Origin of the sequence: Alteromonas sp. DY56-G5, assembly GCF_041414725.1 — a bacterium.
GTDB classification, from domain to species: Bacteria; Pseudomonadota; Gammaproteobacteria; order Enterobacterales; family Alteromonadaceae; genus Alteromonas; species Alteromonas macleodii.
On the sequence record NZ_JANHZQ010000106.1, the window covers coordinates 1 to 2,355 of the forward strand.

The 2,355-nt window shown below is 45.8% G+C and carries 3 protein-coding genes; all 3 read right to left on the bottom strand.

Features of this window, described 5'->3' with window-relative positions; all coding sequences use genetic code 11:
• Window positions 1–21: 21 nt before the first annotated feature.
• The 3 genes from NO989_RS21705 to NO989_RS21715 all read right to left on the bottom strand — a co-directional run bounded on the left by NO989_RS21705 (window position 22) and on the right by NO989_RS21715 (window position 2,278).
• Window positions 22–1,524: an IS66 family transposase gene (locus NO989_RS21705; RefSeq protein WP_014979023.1), complete on the bottom strand. Its 1,503-nt coding sequence runs from the start codon at window positions 1,522–1,524 to the stop codon at window positions 22–24.
• An 86-nt stretch (window positions 1,525–1,610) separates the two neighbouring features.
• Window positions 1,611–1,961: an IS66 family insertion sequence element accessory protein TnpB gene (tnpB, locus tag NO989_RS21710; RefSeq protein WP_014979024.1), complete on the bottom strand. Its 351-nt coding sequence runs from the start codon at window positions 1,959–1,961 to the stop codon at window positions 1,611–1,613.
• Window positions 1,958–2,278: a hypothetical protein gene (locus NO989_RS21715; RefSeq protein ID WP_014979025.1), complete on the bottom strand. Its 321-nt coding sequence runs from the start codon at window positions 2,276–2,278 to the stop codon at window positions 1,958–1,960. The genes tnpB and NO989_RS21715 overlap by 4 nt, the downstream gene beginning before the upstream one ends.
• Between the last annotated feature and the right edge of the window lie 77 nt (window positions 2,279–2,355).

Consider the following 2,355-nt stretch of genomic DNA (forward strand, 5'->3'; position numbering starts at 1 on the left):
GTATCCGTCCGGTAATCCCACCTAGCGGTTAGTAAACTGCCATGGTAGTAGTTGCTCGATAATCGGCTCTGGCTTGCTCAACTCATCAAGGCAAGTCATCACATACTCGAACACATTGAGGTCGTTGGCTTTTGCCGTTTCGATAATGCTGTAGAGAACCGCACTGGCGTTTGCGCCTGTGGCAGTTTGGCTAAAGAGCCAATTCTTCCTGCCTATCACAAACGGTTTAATCGCGCGCTCAGCGCGATTATTATCGATATTCAATAATCCGTCGAGTGTGTAGCGCGCTAGCTTTTCCCATTGATTTAAGCTGTATTGTATTGCTTCACCTAATTTGGTTTTCGGTAACACCTGTTGCACTGATTTCATTAGCCATGCATGAAGCTGATTGAGTAGCGGCAGGCTTTTCTCTTGTCTGGTGAGGTAGCGCACTTCCACTGTTTTATCTTTTAACTGTGTTTCGATGCGGTAGAGTTTTTGGATATGGTTGAGTGCCCAATCCGCTTTGCCACTGCCTTTTTTACCTGCGCCTTTTTTGGCTTCCATGAACTTACGACGTGCATGTGCCCAACAGCCAATGAGTGTGGCTTGCGTTTGCTCATAGCCTTGATAGCCATCCACTTGTAAGTAGCCGTTATAGCCTTTGAGGAAGTCTACCGCGCATTGCCCTGCGCGACTATTGTGATAGTCGTACAGCACAATATTAGGTATTTCTGTATCAGGTATATTACCCGCAGGTGAGTCAGCCCCACTGGCGTACAGCCACATATAGCTAGTCGCTTTATCAGATTCAACCACCTTCAGCGTGGTTTCATCTGCCGCGACAACGGGTTGTTGCAGCAGGTGTTTATGTAGGTGGTCATAAAGGGGTTTAAACAACTCAGCGCAGCGGACTATCCAATCAGCCATGGTTTTACGGCTTAGCTCGATACCATGCTGTTTAAACATTGCTTCTTGTCGATAAAGCGGTAGCCCATACTGATATTTGCTGGTAATGATTTGACTTAACAAGCTTGGCGTTGCATATCCTTTGGGGATAACACTGTGAGGCACTGGCGCTTGCTTCACCTTATTGCTGATGCCGTCTTTTTCACAAGTACGGCACGCATATTTAGGACGAACATGCTCAATCACTTTTACCTGAGCGGGGATAAACTGAAGCTTCTCTGACTTATCTTCACCAATGCGATGTAATTCGCCCGCACAACAGCCACAGATTTTTTCTTCGTCGCTAATATCGTGAACGATAACTTCACGAGGCAGGTCTTTAGGCAGCGGTTTACGTGTCGCCTTTTTGCGGGTGTAGCTCATCGTTTCTTCGGCGGTTTCAGATTCAACGACCAGTTCTTCCGCTTCATTAAACAACTCACCTTGCCCAGGGTGGCCTTCAGTACTTTTACCGAACTGCTTGTGCTGGGCAATACGAAACTGTTCTTCGAGATATAGATAGCGAGACATAACCTGCGACAACATCTTTTTCAGTGTCGCGGGGTCGTCGGGTAAGTTTTCGATATCAATATTCATGACCTTATTATCATGCAATAAGATACTGATTACCCGACATTATTAAGACAATTTTGCGATCGTTAATCGCTACTTATGATCACAGGTTATAAGCCGGATGCAGTGTAATTTAAGGGCTGATGGCCAATCACATCAAAGCCGGATAATAACCATTGCAACTGCTGCTCACTCACATGCATCTGCTGTAAATTCTCATCGACAGGCCATTTAAACCGATGCTTCTCAAGTCGTTTGTACCAGAGTGCGAACCCCGTTTTATCCCAATAGAGTATTTTTAGCTTATCGCGCTTTTTATTGCAGAAGACGAACAATGCATCACGGAACGGGTTGAGATTCATATCCTGCTCAACCACGACAAGTAAGCCGTTAATTGATTTACGGAAGTCGACGATTTCCATGTATAAATAAATGTCGGCAGGCTCAACGAACATCTTCATTCGGCCAATACCTTCATCACGGCGGCAACCCAATGAGGGTTAGTAGTGGTTGGCACGGTAAGTTCTGCGTTTCCCAATTTCAGGAGGAGGTCGCCACCCATTTCCTCAGTGTATGACTCAACTTTAGTGACTTCACGCTTAACCTGAACGAACTTACTATTTGTTCGCTGTAGCCTGATATCACGACGCCTAGTGTAGTATGTTTGAACATTAATCTGTTGCTGGCGACAAAACGCCACCGCAGTGAGTCCGCTTTGTTTTTGTTGGTCAAATAAATTGAGCCAGTCTTGCACGTCTCTTCGTTGATGTTGCTGCATGGTCATTCTCCTTTGCAAAGAGAGCACCATGCCGGAGCTAACTTATGAATTGAATGTGGGGATTACCGGACGGACAC